The sequence below is a fragment of the Lysinibacillus sp. G4S2 genome, from assembly GCF_030348505.1.
Classification (GTDB): Bacteria; Bacillota; Bacilli; order Bacillales_A; family Planococcaceae; genus Lysinibacillus.
Genome location: NZ_JAUCFJ010000002.1, coordinates 1,541,791 through 1,561,040, shown reverse-complemented (window position 1 = coordinate 1,561,040; position 19,250 = coordinate 1,541,791). Strand labels below are relative to the sequence as shown.

The 19,250-nt window shown below is 37.6% G+C and carries 16 protein-coding genes; 6 read left to right on the top strand and 10 right to left on the bottom strand.

The features are described 5' to 3' along the window. Positions 1-34: 34 nt before the first annotated feature. Entirely contained in the window at positions 35-580 is a 546-nt protein-coding gene (locus tag QUF91_RS07910) for a GrpB family protein (protein ID WP_285395760.1), read from the top strand. Between the two features lie 35 nt (positions 581-615). Beyond that, the gene (locus tag QUF91_RS07905) at positions 616-1,101 is read left to right on the top strand and encodes an NUDIX hydrolase (RefSeq protein WP_289417387.1); all 486 of its coding nucleotides are present in this window, start codon (positions 616-618) and stop codon (positions 1,099-1,101) included. Positions 1,102-1,290: 189 nt separating this feature from the next. Here QUF91_RS07905 and QUF91_RS07900 read toward each other — a convergent pair whose 3' ends face one another. From QUF91_RS07900 to QUF91_RS07890, 3 genes are all read right to left on the bottom strand, one after another. Further along, positions 1,291-1,812: a DUF6886 family protein gene (locus tag QUF91_RS07900; RefSeq protein ID WP_285395758.1), complete on the bottom strand. Its 522-nt coding sequence runs from the start codon at positions 1,810-1,812 to the stop codon at positions 1,291-1,293. Between the two features lie 14 nt (positions 1,813-1,826). Next, positions 1,827-2,588, bottom strand: a complete 762-nt coding sequence (locus QUF91_RS07895; protein WP_285395757.1) for a class I SAM-dependent methyltransferase — start codon at positions 2,586-2,588, stop codon at positions 1,827-1,829. 185 nt (positions 2,589-2,773) lie between these two features. Beyond that, a complete protein-coding gene (locus QUF91_RS07890; RefSeq protein WP_285395756.1) occupies positions 2,774-3,976 on the bottom strand; it encodes a YbfB/YjiJ family MFS transporter in 1,203 nt (400 codons plus the stop codon). A gap of 117 nt (positions 3,977-4,093) precedes the next feature. Between QUF91_RS07890 and QUF91_RS07885 the strand changes: the two genes are divergently transcribed. Together QUF91_RS07885 and QUF91_RS07880 are read left to right on the top strand one after the other, a co-directional pair. Beyond that, the gene (locus QUF91_RS07885) at positions 4,094-4,984 is read left to right on the top strand and encodes a LysR family transcriptional regulator (RefSeq protein ID WP_289417384.1); all 891 of its coding nucleotides are present in this window, start codon (positions 4,094-4,096) and stop codon (positions 4,982-4,984) included. A 271-nt stretch (positions 4,985-5,255) separates the two neighbouring features. Beyond that, positions 5,256-5,693, top strand: a complete 438-nt coding sequence (locus QUF91_RS07880; protein ID WP_289417382.1) for a GNAT family N-acetyltransferase — start codon at positions 5,256-5,258, stop codon at positions 5,691-5,693. A gap of 101 nt (positions 5,694-5,794) precedes the next feature. Here QUF91_RS07880 and QUF91_RS07875 read toward each other — a convergent pair whose 3' ends face one another. After that, on the bottom strand, positions 5,795-6,034 hold the full coding sequence (locus tag QUF91_RS07875; RefSeq protein WP_289417380.1) for a hypothetical protein: 240 nt from the start codon (positions 6,032-6,034) through the stop codon (positions 5,795-5,797). A gap of 310 nt (positions 6,035-6,344) precedes the next feature. Here QUF91_RS07875 and guaD point away from each other — a divergent pair, with 310 nt between their 5' ends. Both guaD and QUF91_RS07865 read left to right on the top strand, forming a co-directional pair. Next, entirely contained in the window at positions 6,345-7,712 is a 1,368-nt protein-coding gene (guaD, locus tag QUF91_RS07870) for a guanine deaminase (RefSeq protein WP_289417379.1), read from the top strand. Positions 7,713-7,758: 46 nt separating this feature from the next. Beyond that, entirely contained in the window at positions 7,759-9,111 is a 1,353-nt protein-coding gene (locus tag QUF91_RS07865; RefSeq protein WP_289417377.1) for a uracil-xanthine permease family protein, read from the top strand. A 142-nt stretch (positions 9,112-9,253) separates the two neighbouring features. Here the strand turns inward: QUF91_RS07865 and QUF91_RS07860 are convergent, their stop codons facing one another. The 6 genes from QUF91_RS07860 to QUF91_RS07835 all read right to left on the bottom strand — a co-directional run bounded on the left by QUF91_RS07860 (position 9,254) and on the right by QUF91_RS07835 (position 19,080). After that, positions 9,254-9,745, bottom strand: a complete 492-nt coding sequence (locus QUF91_RS07860; RefSeq protein ID WP_289417375.1) for a hypothetical protein — start codon at positions 9,743-9,745, stop codon at positions 9,254-9,256. A gap of 241 nt (positions 9,746-9,986) precedes the next feature. After that, complete coding sequence (locus QUF91_RS07855) at positions 9,987-11,963, bottom strand: hydantoinase B/oxoprolinase family protein (protein ID WP_289417374.1); 1,977 nt, start codon at positions 11,961-11,963, stop codon at positions 9,987-9,989. Between the two features lie 23 nt (positions 11,964-11,986). Then, positions 11,987-14,011: a hydantoinase/oxoprolinase family protein gene (locus QUF91_RS07850; RefSeq protein WP_289417372.1), complete on the bottom strand. Its 2,025-nt coding sequence runs from the start codon at positions 14,009-14,011 to the stop codon at positions 11,987-11,989. Between the two features lie 234 nt (positions 14,012-14,245). Then, entirely contained in the window at positions 14,246-15,643 is a 1,398-nt protein-coding gene (locus tag QUF91_RS07845) for an aldehyde dehydrogenase family protein (protein ID WP_289417371.1), read from the bottom strand. 39 nt (positions 15,644-15,682) lie between these two features. Continuing rightward, a complete protein-coding gene (locus tag QUF91_RS07840; protein WP_289417370.1) occupies positions 15,683-17,011 on the bottom strand; it encodes an aminotransferase family protein in 1,329 nt (442 codons plus the stop codon). 422 nt (positions 17,012-17,433) lie between these two features. Beyond that, the gene (locus QUF91_RS07835) at positions 17,434-19,080 is read right to left on the bottom strand and encodes a sigma-54 interaction domain-containing protein (RefSeq protein WP_289417368.1); all 1,647 of its coding nucleotides are present in this window, start codon (positions 19,078-19,080) and stop codon (positions 17,434-17,436) included. Positions 19,081-19,250: the final 170 nt, after the last annotated feature.

The window sequence follows — 19,250 nt, the reverse complement described above, 5'->3', positions numbered from 1 at the left end:
TTCCTATCAACGTCTTTACCTAAGGAGGGAATAAATGTCAGACAAAATTATTATCATGCCCTATAATGATGAATGGATAAAAGAATTTCAAGATTTAGGCTCCTCACTGCGCAATGCTTTAGGAGATGCTGCCATAAGGATTGATCATATTGGCTCAACATCTATACCTAACTTGGCAGCTAAGCCAATTGTTGATGTGCAAGTTTCTGTAAGCTCTTTAGACACATTAGATTCCTATAGAATACAACTAGAAAATCTAGGTTTTGTCTATAGAGCAAACAATCGAGATATTACTAAACGCTATTTTCGTGAAACACCCGGTAATAAAAGGATACATATACACGTTCGAAAAGCTGGTAGTTGGGCTGAACAGCTTGCATTGTTATTCAGAGATTATATGAGAACACATCCGGATGACTGTAAACGATATGAGGAATTAAAATATGCTCTTGCTAAAAGATACGAAAATAATCGACAAATGTATACTGAATCAAAAGATAAAATCATATGGGAAATAATAAGAAAAGCGGATAAATGGAGTCAGCGTACTGGCTGGAATCCACCAAGGTCAGATGCTTAATTTTTTTGCTTTACTATATAAGAGGAGGAAAAAACATGGTTGAATTTACAATTTGTTTTCTTAAGAAGGGTGACCAAATATTATTGCTAAATAGGGATTTTCCAGAGTGGATGGGGGCTTGGAATGGTGTAGGTGGAAAGATTGAGAAAAATGAAACGCCACTGGCTGGTGCATTACGAGAAATTAAGGAAGAAACGGGCATCTCACTTCAGGATATTACATACAAAGGAAAAATAACGTGGACTGACGGAATCACTAACTTTGGCTGCATGTATGCCTTTATTGCTGAATTACCAGAATCCTATCCATATGCGACACCGATTAAAGTCGCAGAAGGCATTCTCGATTGGAAAGATCTATCATGGATTTTTCACCCTCAAAATGTAGGAATAGCAAATTTAAATTATTACTTACCAAAAATGCTAGAAGAAACAAACAACTATGAATATATATTTACATATAAAGAGAGTAAATTGATTGACGTTACTACTACTCCATTAGAGCAAACCTTTACTGTATAGACATAACAATGCCTCGTAAACGAAAACATCAACGTTTACGAGGCTTTACTTGTTATCCTGCATTAACGGGCAGTAATTTATCTGTACCGAAAGCAAGGAAGATAGGTGGAGACTCACTGCCCGTAAATGGCCGATTCGTTCAACTAATACTAATTGGGGATGAAAAAAACCACTTAGTAAAGTTTCTCTTTATTTTCTTGGTTGCGCAAATCGCATTCTACACATGGACCAATTAAATGATGTTTTTTGAATTTCATCATGAATATCCCACAAATTATCAACTATTCGTACTTCAACATTACGCTTAAACAATTCCTCAAACAAATTTTCCACTTCAATTTTAGCAATTGGAATTTGTGTAGTTTCACTTGTATAATAACCAGCATTTTGGTCTTGTAGTGTGAATCCATTACTATCAAATTCATATAAGTAAAGATTCGTATTTTTCATCGTCTCAAACCACTTGCTTTCAATAACAATAACGTGTGAACACGATGTCGATGCTATATAGGCTCGTTTATCCTGTTCGGTTGTATCGGCACCAATATGATAGCAAACTCGTGGGCAATTTCTAGGGATTAAAAAGTTAGGTAAACATGTTTCGTTGATTGCCCATACTAGCCCTTTTTCTGGATCTAAATCTAATCGATCAGGTAATCGTGGATAGAATACTGTAATATCACTTTCCTCACTGACATGAACTATACGCACATGTTTCCCCTCCTTTATTTTCTTAATTTAAATACGATAAAATCTGCACAATGCAAATCTTCCTCGAATTGTGGATACTTTGTAAGCATCTCTTTTGAAGGCATCGGTTCGATAACGTCTTCTATCGTAAATCCTGCTTGAAAAATTGCTTTCATATAGCTCGTTAATGTTCGGTGATAAAAAACAATTTTTTCATCTGAATCTAGCGGAAGCGTTTGATCATATACACCTTCATAAAAATATCGTTGAACCTTCCAATACTGTTGGTCAAGACTTTCATTTCTTATCCATCCACTATTAGGCGTAACAAAGCAAGGATGAAGAATCGAAAAGATCAAAGTGCTATTTGGTTTTAACAGCCGATACATCTCACTCAAAGCTTCCTTATAATTCTCTAAATCTTGAAGAACCATATTGGAAACAATACAATCAAACTGTTCATCTGCTAAAAAATCTAGTTTTTCGCAATTTCCATATTCATATTGTATAGTGACTTCCTCCTGTGTTCTTTCCCTTGCAATTTCTAGCATCTTTTCTGAATAATCAACAGCTGTGACAATAGCCCCTTGTTGAGCAAGTTTTCTACTTAAATAACCTTCACCACATCCTGCATCTAATAGCCTTTTCCCTTCCACCTCTTCCAATAATAAAAAAATGGCCGGATTTAATAATACTTCACGGTGTATATCACCATGTTCATCGTAGTTTGCTGTAAACCTTTCTGCATGTAGATTCCAGCGTTTAATCGCCTCTTCTGTCGGTACTGTTCTTGCCATACAATTCCCTCATCTCTGTATAGAATCGTAACGTTACGTCCCTTGTGCACATTACCATTTTTTCATATACACAAAAAAAGTTATAGACTTATATTTCATTTTTTTATACCATGTAGATAGAGGCATGCCATCTTTTAAAAAAACACAAGCCAGAAATCCCCAATCGGATTTCTGGCTTTTCTAATTCAAGGACTGGATTGAGTTTTGATCGGCAATGCATTGTCTAAAGTTGCCTGTCGTTTAACAGTTACCCATCTTCCACATAACATAACAATTAATGCAAAAAATACGATGACTCCTGCAAATACAAGCGCTGCCTTATAGCTATTATAAAACGCCACAAGCTGACCAGCGATGATTGGACCGATAATTTGTCCAAATGCATAAAAAGTTGTTAACAAAGATACTACCGGACCGCTTTGTGTCGGGAATAACTGGCGCGCATAGGAGGTCGTTAACGTTACAATTCCTACAAATGTTAAGCCGAATAAAAATGACGATAATAAAACGCTCCATGCTGTTTGTGAAAATACCGGTAACAAGATACCTATCACTTGTAATATGTATGCCACAAACAAAATCTTAATTGCTGAAAACTTTTCTAATAGCACAGTCCAAACAGGTGCTGACGGTATGGCCGCTACTCCAACAATGACCCAGCTATACGATGAGTACTCTTGGAGTGAAGGAATATTATGAATGATATCTACTAAAAAAGTACCTGTGATAATATAGCCTAACCCCTCTAAGCCATATGCGACAATCAGCCATGGCATAAAGCCCGTTGTCATTTTTGCATCAGAGGATTTAGCGGTTTTCACACTATCCTGTACATCCAAATCTCTCCAAAGTATAAATGTCATCACTAAAAACACAGCAGATAAAATCCCTAAGCCGACCCATGTACCTTGCCATGCAAAACGCGCTTCAATAGCTGGTACAAATAAACCTGAAATAGCAATTCCTAATCCAATACCACCAAATAAATAGCCTGACCATCGTGTAAGTGAATGCTTTGCTAAGTAATCCATAATAATGCTCGATGTTAATACAAAAATAAGTCCCCCTGTGATGCCTGCAATCAGACGAAGCGCAAGCCAAACACTGTATATTTCAATGATTCCCATAAGAACAATAGAAAGGACATTCAAAACAACACTTAGCAATAAAAAGTTCTTTTTTTGGCGATTGATAAATCCTGCCCACAACGCGCCAATAAAATAGCCGATATAATTACTTGATGCCAAAAATCCTGCAACTTCAAACGAAAACCCGACATCATTACGCATAAATGGCAAAATTGGCGTGAATGCAAATCTACTAATTCCCATTGCTACTACAAGTAATAGCACCCCTCCAAATAAAATTCCAACATGCTGTCGATTCATCTCATCCCCACCCCCAAAAAACTTTTTGTAATTAAAAGGATACAGAGTGAAAATTAATAAATCTAATATATAATTTATATAAAAGGATAAAAATTTTTTATAAAAGGTGGATACATAATGAATTTACATGCTCTTAGATTATTCACAAAGGTAGCTGAACTCAACAGTGTTTCTAAGGCAGCGCAAGCTCTAATGATTAGCCAACCTGCCGTTACCATCCAAATAAGAAATTTAGAAAAGGAACTTGGCTTAACTCTTTTAGAATCGAAAGGCCGAGGAATTACTTTAACACAAAATGGGGAATTTTTATTTAAACAGGCTCAGCGATTATTTGATTTAGAATTGGATATTGAACACAAATTAGAGCAATTAAAAAACACTGGTAATGAAGATTTACAAATCGCTTCTACCCATGTTCCATCCCATTTTTTATTACCAAAATGGCTCGCAAAGTATAAGCATGCCTATCCGACAACTAATATCCACATAAAATCAGCTAATTCCCAGCAAGTTATTGAAGAATTACTTCACTATAAGGCTGATATTGCTTTTATCGTAAAAGAGGACGGTCATCATCCAGATATTAATTATCAATTCCTCATGAATCTCGATTATTGGTTTATCGTCCCATATGGACATCCACTGGCAGATCAAAAAGTGACTTTAGCGGAATTAATGCAAGAGCCATTTGTTTCACGAGAAGATGGTAGCTCTACAAAAGAATATTTAAACGCCTTATGTAAGGTTCATAAAATCCCACCGCCAAGAGTAGGGCTGCAACTGGATGGTATCAATGAGTCCATTCACGCCATTGCAGCTGGGTATGGTACGATGCTAGCTCCATCCATAGCGGCTTCCAGCTTTATTCAACGGCAGCAAGTAGCCCGCGTTTTTATAAAAGACATCGACATTCAGCGCCCTATTTTTCTTTGTACACGAAAAAATGAACAAAATACCTCTTCGACCTTTAATGCCTTTATTAACATCATCAATAACTCAATTTCATAACAGTCATTTTTAAAAAGCTTAAACTACACAAAATTTGTACAGCAGCGAATTGAAGTGTAGTCTTTTTTATTCACAAAATTTGTAACTAGCCCTCTCTCAATGACTCATAACGTGTGGTTGATTTTTGTTCCGACTGGGGGACTTTTTTAGGGCATCCGATGAGCCGCTTCACTCGCGGTGCTCGATGCCGGGTCTCAAATGAAAGACGCTAAAATAATTAACGGAATTTTGTGATAAACTGAAAAGATAATGAAAGGAATTGATTATATTTATGGATATTAGAAAACCTAACGATTCGGAACTCAAAAAGGTTTTGGAGCTTTCTCCTCAAGCTGTATTTGAAGGTACATTGAGTGAAGTAAAACCTACTAATGAAAAAGTCGAACAACTTGTTAAACCACTACTGGAAAAGGGATGCTATTACTTAATAGCTACAGAAGAAGATAAATTAATGGGCTGGGTTCTTTTAGGAACAAGTAAAGATCAGTTTACCGATAAGATAAACGGATTTATTTATGAACTATTTGTTTTAGTAGAATACAGAGGAAAAGGAATTTCTAAACGATTAATGACAACAGCCATTGACCAACTAAGACAACAAGGATACTCTGAAGTTCGTCTTAGTGCTTTTTCCGAGAATAATGCTATTAAACTGTACGAAAAAATGGGTTTTAATACAAGAACCGTTTCTATGAGTCTGTCGCTATGAAAGAAAATATAAAATAATATACAAGCTCTTCTAAATAATATACCAGCGTGTTGATTAACCATCTTTATCCTCCCCGATTTATTAAAAGGCTCTGCCTTCCACTACTGGCTACTCGCTTTCCTGCGGGAGAGTGTCGAGCCGTTTCCTCCGCTGGTGTTGCCGCTGACACTCCGTTTTCGCACATATAAAACATTGTTGTTGCTGTCGCTTCGCTTTCGCACATATAAAACATTTGTTGCTGTCGCTTCGCTTTCGCACATATAAAATATTGTTGTTGCTGTCGCTTCGCTTTCGCACATTAAAACATTTGCTGTCGCTACTTTAGCACTTCGCTTTCGCACAGAAAACATACGCTCCGTGCAGGGTCACGCCTGTCTCACTTTTCCCGCAGGAGTCGAGTAGCCCTACGCTATAATCAGTTAAAGTCGCCCAGCCGGAACGGAAATCAACTACATGACACACGTTTAAAAACATCATCCTAATTTTCGGCATTGATTCATCACAATGCTTGTAAAAGCTGTAAAAAATAGCGGAATCTATTCAAAAGTCCGTATCGCCCCTATTAATATTCGTTTTTATGTAGACTAATCACTTATAATGCCCTATAATAATCCATGCATTCATCAATAAACGAACATTAAGGTGGTTTTTATGACTGATTATACGTCAATTTTTAAAGGGACAGCTTTTTCAAGTAAGTCTCCTACAAAAGTACAAATATTAAAGGATTATTTATTCTTCATTAATGCTAATGGAATGATTGAAAAAACAGTAGCTCCTGAGCATCCAGATTATCAAAATCTATTAACTACATATCAGCATCAAGAAAATTTCCATCAATTAGCTGACGGTCAATATTTCTTTCCAGGCTTTGTCGATTTACATGTACATGCACCACAATGGGCACAAGCTGGAACTGCATTAGATATTCCACTTTATGACTGGCTAAATACATACACATTCCCTATCGAATCGAAATTCTCCGATTTAGAGTTTGCACAAAAGATCTATGAAGATTTAGTAAGTACTCTTCTTGCAAATGGAACTACTACATCACTCTATTTTGCAACTGTCCATAAAGAAGCGAGCCTGCTATTAGCGAAAATTTGCGCTGAAAAAGGGCAACGAGGTCTAGTTGGGAAAGTTGTGATGGATGATCCTGAACAAAATCCAGACTATTATCGTGATGCAAATACGCAAACTGCATTAAAAGATACTGAAGAATTTATTTTAGCTGTGAAGGAATTAGCAAAATCAACAAAACAAGGTGTTTATCCAGTTGTAACACCTCGCTTTATTCCAAGCTGTACAGACGATGCATTAAAAGGTCTAGGAGAATTAGCTGCTAAATACGATACACATATCCAATCTCATTGTAGTGAAAGTGATTGGGAGCACGGCTACGTAAAGGAACGATTTAAGAAAAATGATGCCTTTGCCTTACATGATTTTGGCCTATTAAGTGACAAATCAGTGATGGCACATTGTAATTTCTTAAATGATGACGATGCACAATTATTTGCTGAAACAGGTACTGCAATCGGTCATTGTCCAATTTCCAATGCTTATTTTGCAAATAGTGTCATTCCAGTTGCCCGCTTTCAAGCAAAAGGCGTTGATATCGGATTAGGGTCCGATATTTCAGGCGGTTTCTCCCCTAGCCTATTCGATAATGCTAGACAAGCAGTTATGTCATCTAGAATGCTAGAAGACGGTGTCGATCCATCTCTTCCTGCTGAAAAACGCGGTGTCCCAAATTCACGTATTACGATTACAGAAGCATTTTATTTAGCGACAGCTGGTGGCGGAGAAAGCTTAAGCCTTCCTATTGGCCGTTTACAGGAAAACTATACGTGGGATGTACAAATCATCGATACAAACATACCATCTGCAAAACTTCCTATATTTGATTACAAGGAAGATTTACAGGATATCTTCCAAAAAATTATGTATCTTGTGCGCCCAGAAAATATTCGAGAAGTTTGGGTACAAGGAAATAAGGTTCACGCTAGAGCATAGATAGTCTCTTGCGTAAAAAAATTACAATTTTGAGGTGTACATCTTAGTGGAAACGCAACATAACAAATTAGCTAACGATAAAATGAAAACTCAGCAGTTAACAGTTTTACCAGATGAAAAGGTATCATTCGGCCAATCAGTCCTACTTGGTTTACAGCACGTTATGGCAATGGACGTTTACGTAGTGCCCTTTTTAATCGCCATGTTAATCGGTTTACAATCAGGTCAATCAAGCGCATTGATTCAATCGACATTTATTGCGGCAGGGATTGCAACGATTATCCAAACCCATTTTTGCATGAAGCTACCGATAGCCCAAGGTCCTTCATATGTTCCTCTTGGTGCCATTGTAGGTATTTATGCAGCAAGTGGGGGTGGAGATCTTGGTTGGAGCACTGTGCTAGGAGCAAGTTTAATCGGCGCCATCTTGGTTATTATTTTAGGTTATACAGGTATATTCAATAAAATCGTGAAAACTTTTATTCCTCCACTTGTCGGAGGGACAATTATCTTTGTTGTCGGTCTTTCTTTAATGCCAGTAGGTTTAAGTAATAACATTTTTAACGCAGCAGGTGCATCTATTAACCAAAACATCTATTTAGCTCTTATTTCTGCTACCGTTCTTATTATATGCGTTATGCTAGGTGCAGTTTTTCATAAAAAAGGTCGCGTATTTCGTATCACTTCAGTAATCATCGCTTTAATCGCAGGTAGTATTGCCGCGAATATTATGGGTGTACTAGATTTATCAACCGTATCACAAGCAAAATGGTTTAGTATGCCTCAAATTCCATTTGCGGATTTTGGCTTCACGTTCAATTTTTCCGCCATCATTACAATGGTTATTATTTATATCGTCTTAATGGCAGAAACTACAGGTACGTGGTTTGCAGTGAGTAATGTCATCGATAAACCATTAACAGATAAACAAATTAATCGTGGGGTTATCGGTGAAGGCATTGGCTGTTTCGTTGCCTCTTTACTAGGGTCAACTCCTGTTACTGGCTATTCAACAAATGCAGGTGTCATATCGATTACAGGTATCGCAAGTCGCCGTGTTTTTATTGCTGCAGGTTTTTGGTTCATCTTATTCGGCTTCTCCGGTAAATTAGCTGCTCTTATTTCTGCTATTCCTTCAGCAGTTATCGGTGGTGTATTCGTTATCGTTTGTGGCATTATTGCAATCAGTGGTTTACAAGTAATGAAAAATGAAAACATTGGTGAAAAGGAAATGTATGTAATCGCAGTACCGGTGATTTTAACATTAGCCCTAACACTACTTCCTAAAGATTTCTTATATTCATTACCAACAACCGTTCAATATTTATTTGGCTCTCCAATAGCAACTGCTGCTATTGTAGCCATATTGTTGAATAAATTGTTGCCTAGTGTGAAATAGCTTTTAAGCTCGATGCACAACTCTCTTATTCATATAAAAGAGTTGTGTATTTTCTTTTATTTATGTCCTGTTAAATATTAATGTTGATAATTAAATAAAAAACAAGGGAAACCAAATTAATAAGGTTTCCCTCTTTTTATGACTAATCTTTTGTGACTATTTGAACTTCTACAACAAATGTATAGGAAATTGTTCCGTTAGTCCATTCTGCTAATACTTCATAGATATACTTACCTTTACTTGAAGGAACGATTATTTGATTTGCCTTTTGTTCGATTTCTTTTTCTAGTCCTTTTTCATTCCATAAATAAACTTTAATATCTGGGTTTCCCTCAATCTTAATATAAACCTTTTGATTTGGAATTGTGCTAATTGATTCCATATGCTCTGCCATTTGGTTCGGAGATGCGTGGTCTGTTTGCACAACTTCAGTACCTAAACCTTTTTTTCTTTCCCATTTATAACCGCCTTTTTCCATCTGATATTCCGTACCATTAATAATAATTATTCCAGTATAAGATGGAGGAAATTCATTATCTATATCTTCAGTTCCTTTATCTATGTTATTTGAACAACCCGTTATCAAAAATATAGAGAACATTAATATAATTACAAAAAAATGTTTTAATCCCAAAATATCCCCCTTTATTAATTATACGATAGTTTTTTTAAAAGTTTCAGTTCTTTATCCTTATTCAAACCCATGATGTTAATAGAAGTTCTTTAATATTGTATTTTGTCTTTCGTTACTGCGGCTATCAACAAACACAAACTAAGCAAGGGAGTTGTCGAGATATTTGGTAGCCATATAACATGAAAAAACTATCAAAGAAGGCTTTATATAAGTCTTCTTTGATAGTTTTTATAGCTATCTGTCACCAATATGCCAAAGAACGTTTCTTCATCGCTTCCCGATATTGCTCGGTTGAGATTGGCAATGCTTTATTTGTTTGGTAATCCATAATGACACCATATCTTCGAACAACATCCATTTGGTTAATTTCACCTTTGTTGTACATTTGCTCAACTTCTATCGGATCTGTCTCCAGCCATCTATGGCGATTTTTGCGAATATAATCGCGTTCTTTTAATGTAGCAGCCATATCAATTTCGTAAGCGTCCATATCGCGGTCAATTTCATGGATGACTACGCCATAATCAAGCTTCGCACGTTCAAGCGAAACATATTCATCAATAACGTCCTCTAATACAGCTTTGACATCTCGCGCTAACGGATCGCCTACCCCCCCTCCTCCAGCTGAAGGACGTGTAAAGGTATCGCCTTTCTTCAATTCAATATTGGAGAAGATCGTACCTAAAAATTCTTCGCCCTCTTTGTTTGGATTTAAAATGGCTCCCTGTGCGATAGAAGGTAAGCCGCCCATAATCCCCCATGTAATGGAGCGAGAACGATCACAGCAATAGGACATCACTGTTTGGTTTACATCCGTTAAAATACCTCCCTTTTCTACACCACAACCGCCACGGTATTTACCTGGACCAGCAGAATCTATAATGATTTCATGCTTCGTTGTAACAACCGGTGACAAACGCTCTTGCCCTTCGCATGGTTGAACACTCAAGCCTACCCCAAACACTGGTGAGGTAGTATTCGCACCATCACGGTCAATACGTCCACCATGGCCACCCGCCATCCAGTCATACCACATAAAATATTCACTACTATCTCTCCGCTGATCGTACCCACCTATTAATAAATACTCTAAATTAAATGAACATGCGATAGCGCGTTCAGGCATAATATTTGACCATAATTCGAAGCAAGCATTCATAATTTTTTCAAACGCCCCTGAACAATAGCCAGAGACAGCTACTGGGCTAGGTGCATTGACGACAGAGTTTTCGGGAAGATAGATTTTAACAACACGATAAAACCCTGAGTTCAGCGGAATCTCTGGGAAAAATGTTTTGGTTCCTGCATAAGTACCAGAAAGTGCTGAGCCAAACCCTGCATTTAAAAAACAACTAATATAAGGATGTGAATCACTTAAATCATAAGCAATTTCATCCTCCGTAATCGTCATTTTCACACGAATTGGGATGAGGCCATCTCCTGCTTGTGGGTCCATATCGATATAGTCCACCGTTTCCCATTGACCTTTTGGTAAAGCTTTAATTTTTGCCCTCATTAATCGTTCAACATAATTTTGGACTTCTTCAAAAGCTACTAGCACTGTCTGAATACCGTACTTTTCTATCATTTCCTTGAGTTGTTTCTCTCCAACTTTCGCCGCTTCCACTTGAGACCGTAAATCTCCAATACGTTCTTCCGGAATACGCATATTCATAACAATAATCTTCACTACATCGGATAAATATTGACCTTTACTATAAATGCGGACAGGGGGGATACGTAGACCTTCCCCGTAATGTTCCTTAGCTGTAATATCAAAGGAACCTGGATTAGAACCGCCGACATCTGCCCAATGTCCATTTGTTTGCATGAGTGCAATTAGTTTATCATCATGGAACACTGGTAAAATCACACGTACATCACTGAAATGCGTTCCCCCACGATAAGGATCATTTACTAAAAATACATCACCTGGATGGATATCATCAGCGAAATCCTCTAAGACAGCTTTTGCCGTTAAATGCAATGTCCCTACATGTACGGAAATATCTTGCGTTCCTTGCATCACGGTATTCCCCTGTGCATCGCATAATGCACAGCTGAAGTCTCGATTATAAATAACAAACGAGTAGCATGTCCGCAGCATTTGTTCAGCCATTTGATCGACTAAATTCACAAAACCGTTTTTTAACACTTCAAATGTTACTGGGTCTAGATGTGTGACCTTTTGATTTGTCGCCAATTTCGTTGTACTCAAAGTCAATTCCTCCTTATCGCGTTTTAGTTCACCGTAATAATGATATTTTTATAGGCATCTACTTCCGCTGTAAATCCTGGCGGAATAACAGTCGTCGTATCTAGCTGATCGATAATAGCTGGACCAACAAATTGCGTATAAACAGGAATTTTATCGCGATTATAGACATTTGTTTCAACATATTTACCTTCAAAATAAACAGGACGTGTTTCTTTGAAAGCGTCTTCAAGCGATCCTTCAGGAGCATACTCCGGGAAATTAGGCTTTGGCACTGTACCTATCGCCGTTACACGTAAGCCAAATATTTCTACTGTTTGGTCCTTATCGGAAAATGCAAATTCTCGTTCATGTTCTTGATGGAATGCTTCAAGAATAGCATCTAAGGAAGTTATTTGATCGGATACGAGAACAGCTAGAGATCGCCACTGTCCCTTATAACGAAGATCTATATAATTCGTTAATGACGATGTATCTTCTGCTATCCCTTCCTCTTCTAATAACGCTTTTGCCTCATCTCGCAATTCACTAAATTGATTTGTCAGTTCCTCTGCATTCACTTCATCCAGTTTTTTCACGTACGTTTTAGAAATATCATGGCGTACATCTACAAGTAGGCACCCCATTGCTGCTGCCACACCCGGATGAGTAGGAATAATGACTTTTGGGATGTTTAAATCTTTTGCCAAATATGCACCGTGTAATGGTCCTGCACCACCAAAAGCTACAAGCGCAAAATCGCGGGGATCATAGCCTCTCCGTACTGAAATTAAGCGAACTGCATCACTCATATTGGCATTGGCAACCTCAATTATGGCACTTGCCGCTTCCTCAACAGATTGATTGAATGCATTTGCGATTTTTTTCACAGCATCTCTTGCTGCCTCTTTATTTAACTGCATCGTCCCATCCAACAAATCCACACCTAGACGCCCTAATACTAAATTTGCATCTGAGTTAGTTGGTTCAGCACCTCCTCGGCCATAGCATGCTGGACCTGGTACTGCCCCTGCACTTTGTGGCCCATTACGTAAAGAACCGCCTTCATCTTTCCAGGCGAGGCTACCTCCACCGGCTCCTATTGTTAATATTTCAATGCTCGGGAAACCAATTGGATAGCCATATTCTATAGACCAATCCTTTGTGATCCGTATATCCCCCTTATACATAAGTGAAATATCAGTACTTGTACCACCCATATCTAAGCCAATTGCATTGTCAAATCCGCACAGCTTTGCAATATGCTTACTTGCAATTGCGCCAGCAGCTATCCCGGAACTTGCCAATCTAGCAGCATAACGAGGAACTGTACTTGAAGTCATGACACCGCCACCAGAATGTAAAACTAATATTTCTTCTTCATAGCCCTTTTTCTGCATTTCATTGCTTAACTTACTAATGTAATTACTCATAATTGGCCCAAGAACGGCATTGATAATCGTTGTACTCATACGCTCATGCTCAAAAATTTCCGGAAGCACCTCACTTGAGATACAAACGTACACATCCGGTAATTCCTCTTTTAAAATTTTTTTGACTTTCGCCTCATTGTCCCCGTTCACATAAGCGTTGATGAAGCACACTGCAATGGATTCTGTTCCTCGACGTTTTAATTTTTTTGCTAATAAACGAACTTCCTCTTCATCAATAGCTTGATGAATATTTCCTTCATAATCTATTCGTTCTGTCACTTCAAATCGATCTCGTCGCTGAATATAGGGCCTGGCAGTATCCTTGTAAGTATCCCAAATATCTTCCTTCGTCCCCCGACGAATTTCTGTAACATCTCTAAAACCCATGGTAGTAATAAGAGCTGTTTTCGGTAGCTTTCGCTCAATTAACGCATTCGTTCCAACCGTTGTGCCATGAGAAAAAATTTTAATATCCTTCCCATTTAAATTTGCTTTTTCTACTCCATTTAAAATTCCTTGTTCTGGGTTTGAAGGTGTAGACGACGTTTTTGTGACAAATACTTCTCCCGTCTCTTCATTAAAAACAAATACATCAGTAAACGTTCCACCGACATCAATTGCTAAACGACTTTGTGTCATAGCTCTACCTTCTTTCGTTTAATAAATTTCAAAAAAGCTATACGCCTCAGCGTAATTTGTTACTTTGCTTTCACTAAAAACTTATTTTTGTGTATGAAGTTAATGCCTCAAGCGGATGCCCCAGATTTTTTTAAGTAATTGCGGACAATTTGAAAAAATCTGGGTCATTACACTGAGGCATATGTGACGTATATTTTTTATCTTCCATCCTAAATTTCTTTCATGTTAAACTTTTTACTCGCTTTTTGTACCAATCGTAATAGTTTTAAACGTTGTAAAGAACTCTTTCGCTGCTTGCCCCTGCTCACGGGCACCCGTACTTGAGTTTTTCATTCCGCCAAACGGTGCTTGAGGCTCAGCTCCACCCGTTTCATCGTTAACCTGTACAAGTCCAACTTCACTACGATTAATAAAATCAAATGCTTTTGGAATGTTATTTGTATAAATAGAAGCACTCAATCCAAAATTAGAATCATTCGATAATCGAATCGCTTCTTCATAATCCTTTACTTTGATGACAGCTAAAACTGGTCCAAAAATCTCTTCATGAGCAATCGACATCTCGTGGGTTACATTCGTAAAGATGGTTGGATCAATATAGTATCCTTCTGACACACCTTTTGTAAGGCCTCCGCCAAATACAAGCTCCGCACCCTCATTTTTTGCTTTTTCGATGGCGGATAAAATAGAATCGTACTGCCCTTTGGATGACACAGGCCCCATCGTGACACCAACTTCAATTTTTTTAGCTTCTTCGATTAATTGCTCTAATACCTTTTCATAAACTGTTTCCTCGATGTACACTCGACTAGTTGCTGTACAACGCTGTCCCGTTTGCTTCATCGCACCTTCAATTGTTAATTTTGCAGCTTGATTTATATTAGCATCAGCTAAAATGATCGCTGCATTTTTGCCCCCAAGCTCGAGCTGAATTTTTTTATGAGTAGATCCAGCAGTATCTAAAATACTTTGCCCCACACTATTCGAACCTGTAAATGTAATCGCCTTTACTTCAGGTGCCTCCAATAATACTTGCCCCACCTTTGAACCGCGACCTTGCACAACATTTAACACGTTTTTTGGCAAACCTGCTTGTTGAAATAATTCTCCAATTAATTCACCAGTTAAAGCGCTTTCAATAGAAGGTTTCCAAACAACTGTGTTGCCGTACACCAATGCAGGTGCTATTTTCCAAAGTGGAATAGCGACAGGGAAATTCCAAGGAGTTATAGCAGCGACGACGCCAAGTGGTACACGCATTGTGTATAATAATTTAGCTTCATTTGCGGAAGGTAACACTTCACCTGTTGCACGCATTCCTTCTTGAGCAAAATAACGCAAAATGGAAGCACCACGTTTAACTTCACCAAGCATTTCATTTTTCGTTTTACCCATTTCACTCGAAGCTATTTCAGCAACTTTATCCATATTTTTCTCAAGTAAATCTGCTGTTACGCGTAAAATTTCTCCACGTGCAACAGCAGATGTATTTTTCCATCCTTCAAATGCTTCCTGAGCTGCACCGATAACTTCTTTCGTTTCATCTATTGTCAAAAGCTCCACTTGGCCAATACATTGAGATGGTTTCGCTGGATTAAATTGTTCACGTATTTCTCTGACAATCGTTGTCATAAAACTCCTCCTTCAAATAATAATTGTTTACACCTACCATCAATTTTTTTCAACAATTGTTTTACGTATATGTTCAAATGTCTCGTCTAAAATACGTAACATTTCATCTAGCTCTACTTTTGATAGAATGAGAGGTGGAGAAAAAACAACTGTATCTTGATCATACGTAACCGTTCGTAGAATCAATCCACGTTTCATCGTTTCCTGAACAAAAATCGGACTAAGAGCCGTCTCGAACAATTCACCCGTCTCACGGCTCTTTACTAATTCAATAGCTCCAAGTAATCCAAGCGTACGCACACGGCCGATAAAGCTATATTTTTCTTGTAATGCTTGGAATCCTTCTAGCAGGGCTTTCCCCATGTTTGCCGCATTTTCAACGAGATTTTCTTGCTCAAGGATTTCTATATTTTTCAATCCAACTTGACAAGCGAGTGCATGACCGCTGTAAGTATATCCGTGCATTAACGTTCCTTTAGAAAGCTCACATAATTCTTGATGAATTGTTTCGGATATCGCCACACCACCAAGTTGAACATAACCACTTGATACGCCTTTAGCGAAAGACATCATATCTGGCACTACCCCGTAATGTTCCATACCGAAAAATTTGCCTGTACGTCCAAATCCGGTAATAACCTCATCTGCAATGAATAAAATACCGTACTCATCACAAATTTTTCGCACTTCTTTAAAGTAATCTTTTTGTGGAATATTAACTCCACCTGCACCTTGTACAGGCTCAGAAATAAATGCTGCCACAGTCTCAGGCCCTAACGCTTCAATCGTTTCACGTAAATTACGTACGGATTCGCTGTATACATAGTGGAAATCAGGGGCATGTGAATTCGTAAAGTCACGGAATGCTTGTAAGCCGGTCGCATTAGTAGCACCCATAGCTACACCGTGATAGGACTGTGTACGAGAAATAATTTTTTGGCGCTCTGGCTGTCCCTTTAGTAACCAATAATGACGTGCTAATTTAATCGCTGTATCGTTCGACTCTGAGCCGCCTGAAGTGAAAAATACAGTGTTTAAGTCTCCTGGAGTTAAAGAAGCAATTTTCGCCGCTAAACGAATGGCAGGTTCATTGCTAAATGATGCAAAGCAGGAACTAAATGCTAATGTAGATATTTGCTCCTTCGCCACTTCAGCAATTTCTTTACGACCATGCCCTATATTTACATTCCACAAAGAAGACATCCCATCAATGTAGATATTTCCTTCTATATCTTTTAAATAAATGCCATTCCCCTCTGTAAAAATGGCTGCTGGACCTTGTGTTTGCTGCTGCTCAATCGACGTTGTTGGGTGTAGAAAATGCTTTTGATCTAACGTTTTTAACTCTTCTTTTAGTTGAATTGTCATAAATGCCAACCTCTTTTCGTTTAAAATTTCATACACTTTTTTAATAGCAATTCTCATGCCAACTGATGAAAAAATTCTTTTAACGAAAAAAATATTGCTACATTTTCATAACGTGGTTGATTTCCGTTCCTGCTGGGCGCTTTCCTAGGGTCGAGCAGGAACGGAAATCAACTTATATTATTGGCAGCAAACGTTTTAACAAATATCATTCCTTATCTTTTTGTGATGAATTAAAAAATTACAACGCATTTTATTGTTACTTCACAACAACTGCAACAAAATGAAAAAGAGACGTTTTCTTTTTTGAAAACGCCCCTTTTCTTCTAATGATGCATTTCACCATTTTCCTTGTATTAATTAGTGAGTATTGCGATATCACATCTTATTTTGCATAAATGAATTTTTGATGCAAAAATTCATCACTAGTCCTTATATGAAATTTGTCGCGTTAATTGGAACTTTTGTATTTTACGTACCAATGTTGACTGATCACAGCCAAGTGATTTTGCCGCTTGTCTTATACTTGGATATTTAGATAAAGCTTCCTTAATAATTTGTTTTTCAAATGCGGCTACTTGTTCCTTTAATGTGCCACTAAACTTTGGAGTTACAACTTGTTCCTGGATGCTTTGTATTTGTACAGGATTTTCTATATCACGGGCAATCATTGTGTTACTGTCTAACTCTTGTTGCACAATAAATACTGTTATTTCTGGCTGTGTTGCTAATAAGCAAATACGCTCCACCATATTTTTAAGCTGCCGTACATTTCCTGGCCAATCGTGAGATTCTAATATTTTCATAGCAGATGAATCAATCGTCCGGTGGATGCCATATTTTTCTCCTACTACAGCTAAAAAATGGTTGACTAGCGGGATTATATCTTGACGACGTTGTCTTAAAGGTGGAATTTCAATAGGGATAATATTTAAACGATAATATAGATCCTCACGGAAATCACCCTGCCTCACCATCTCCGCTAAATTGCGATTCGTTGCTGCGATTATGCGTACATCAATAGGAATAGGCTTTCCACTACCAATACGCTGAACCTCTGATTCTTGGAGTACACGTAATAATTTCGCCTGAAGTAGTAAAGGCATTTCTCCAATTTCATCTAAAAACACTGTACCACCAGATGCGATTTCAAATAACCCTGCCTTTCCGCCTCTTGCCGCTCCCGTAAATGCTCCTGCCTCATAACCAAAAAGCTCGGATTCTAATAAATTTTCAGGAATTGCACTACAGTTAATCGTTAAAATTTGCTTATCGTTACGTCGGCTGTTTGCATGAATAAGCTTTGTAATTTCTTCTTTACCTACGCCCGATTCACCACCAATTAATACAGTAGAATCTACCTCTGCAATCCTCATAACACGCTTTACCACCTGCATCATTGCGGAAGACACAGCGATTAAACTACTTTTTGTTGATTCTTTAGTATGTAAGGCATGTAGCTTATTTTTAAAATTCTCGTTTTGAACTTCTAATTTTTTTACTTCCTTCTCTAACAGTTTTAATTGTGTCATATCACGAGTAATCGCTACTACGTATTGCAATTCACCGTGTTCATCAAATATTGGCTTACCCGTAACTAAAAAGCATTTTCCATTAATGAACGTTTGCAAAATAGTTACTTTTTCTTTTGATTCAATTACTTTCATTGATATAGAATCACTCATTAATCCTTCAGCGATTACGTCTTTTGCATATCTTCCCATTAAATCGATGCCAACAATTTCAATATCATTATCATTTTGAAATAAAATTTTGCCGGCGCAATCACATACTGTAACGCCATCTGAGATAGAGTTTAATACTTTATTTGATAGTGGGTTCATAAAATCAATGTGGCTAAACTGCATGAATGGTTTAACATGAAATAGGTTACCTTGCGAAGTCTCCAATACATGAATAAAATAGCCTTCTACCTCGAACGTTTCTGTTCCTTTACTATATTTTTTTATTATTTTTTCAAGAAGCTCTAGTTGGATATTACTTTTCATCATGACTTCTTCATTTTTTACAATAAAAAAATGTTCCTCTTTATGAAGTTCAGTTATCGACATATAGACCACATCCTCTCGAACTTTAAAAAACTTTATTCATTAAATACAAAAAAATTCGCTCTCTTTCTACGGGGCATCTGCAAGCCTAAAAGGTGTTAAAGCATCCTTTAAGTTCTCTCAAGGCTTGATATCTCGCGGAAACATTGCGAATTTTTTGTATTTTATACCAT